This is a genomic window from Bellilinea sp., from assembly GCF_034432615.1.
Classification (GTDB): domain Bacteria; phylum Chloroflexota; class Anaerolineae; order Anaerolineales; family Anaerolineaceae; genus Bellilinea.
The window spans coordinates 1-1643 of sequence record NZ_DAOUBL010000108.1; the positions used below are offsets into that span (position 1 = coordinate 1).

The 1643-nt window shown below is 51.7% G+C and carries 2 protein-coding genes and 1 pseudogene; all 3 read left to right on the plus strand.

Annotation, left to right across the window (positions count from 1 at the left end):
* The first annotated feature begins 148 nt into the window (after nt 1-148).
* Nucleotides 149-343 carry a hypothetical protein gene (locus VAE48_RS05040; RefSeq protein ID WP_322792227.1) on the plus strand — a complete coding sequence of 65 codons (195 nt, stop codon included), beginning with the start codon at nt 149-151 and terminating at the stop codon, nt 341-343.
* Nucleotides 344-354: 11 nt separating this feature from the next.
* Nucleotides 355-1317, plus strand: a complete 963-nt coding sequence (gene murB, locus VAE48_RS05045; RefSeq protein ID WP_322792228.1) for a UDP-N-acetylmuramate dehydrogenase — start codon at nt 355-357, stop codon at nt 1315-1317.
* Nucleotides 1314-1643, plus strand: a pseudogene (locus tag VAE48_RS05050) (D-alanine--D-alanine ligase A); the annotation flags it as partial. The gene murB and the pseudogene VAE48_RS05050, both read left to right, overlap by 4 nt.

Genomic DNA, 1643 nt, shown 5'->3' on the forward strand with positions numbered 1-1643 from the left:
GTCAGATTTATTCCGACCTTGAATGAAGCGGTAGATTTCCTGTTGAAAAATTTGAAAAAAGGGGATGTCTTGCTGGTGCTTTCGGCTGGAGATGCCGACCAGATCAGCGCACGAGTTTTTTCGGGTTTGAAAGAAAAGGAGGTGGCAGATGTCTGATTCCAAGAAACGAACCTATACCTCATCGGTTTCGGTTGTTCCTGCTTTGCGGTTGGAAAGCGCGGAATTTCAAACGCGGAAAGAGCCGCGCCCCCAGCGCGAGTGTTTGACTTCCCGCCCGCCGGCATTGGACAGCAATCGGGAAGATTTACTCAACCGCCTGATCGAGGCAATCAAGGCGCTTTAGGAGATTAGCAGGTGAACTCACCCGTAACCCCTCTTCCGCTCAAAGAGTTGCGTGAGCAATTTGGCCAACGGCTGCAAGAAAATGTGCGGCTGGCGAACTACACTGCTGCACGTGTAGGCGGGCCGGCGGATGCGTTGCTGGTGGTCAACAGTGCGGATGAGTTGGAAAAATGCGTAAAAACGTTGTGGGAGATGAAGATTCCCTTCCTGCTTTTAGGCGGAGGCGCCAACGTGCTGGTCAGTGACCGCGGCTTCCATGGGGTAGTTCTGCTCAACCGGGCACATACGATTAAGATCCATGCCCAAAATGATCCCCCCACTGTTTGGGCTGAATCGGGCGCTAACCTTGGCATGATTGCACGGCAGGCAGCACTGCGTGGTTTGAGCGGCTTGGAGTGGGCGAATAGCGTGCCAGGTACGCTGGGAGGGGCAATTTACGGCAACGCCGGGGCTTTTGACGGCGATATGCAGAAAAATTTACTGATGGCAGAAATCTTGCACCCGCAAGAAGGTAAGCAAACCTGGTCAGTTGAAAAGTTCGGTTATGAATATCGCAGCAGTGTATTGAAGCGAAGCGGGACCAAAGCGGTAATTCTCTCTGCCACCCTAAAACTGGAAAAAAGCACTCCAGAGGCCGTTAAGGAAAAAATGGACGAATTTTCCAATCGCAGGAAACAGACCCAACCACCGGGCGCCAGCCTGGGTTCCATGTTCAAGAACCCGCCGGGTGATTACGCCGGGCGACTGATTGAAGCGGCCGGTTTGAAAGGGATGCGGATTGGTGGTGTGCAGGTCAGTCCGGTGCATGCCAATTTCTTTGTCAACAGCGAAGCGGCTACGGCCAGCGATTACCGACACTTAATCGAGATTGTTCGCAATACTGTTGAGGAAAAATTTGGTGTTCGGTTGGAACTGGAAGTGGAACTGGTTGGGGATTGGTCTGATGGTGAAACCACTTTAAAAGGTGAGCAATGACAGATAAGATTACAGTTGGAGTTTTCTTCGGTGGGCGTTCCGGTGAGCATGAGGTTTCCTTGCTCTCGGCTCGATCCATTCTTGCCAATCTTGATCCAGCGAAATATCACCTGATTGAAGTCGGTATTACCAAAGAGGGACAGTGGCTAAGTGGTGAGGACGTGTTGGAGTCCTTCCTAACCGGTCGAACTGCGTACTTAACTCCTGTGGCAATGTTACCCCATGCAGGGGATGCCACCCTGTATTTCCTGAAGGATGGGCGGGTTGAAGCGTTTGCCAGGCTGGATGTAATCTTTCCTGTTTTACATGGTACTTTTGGTGAAGAC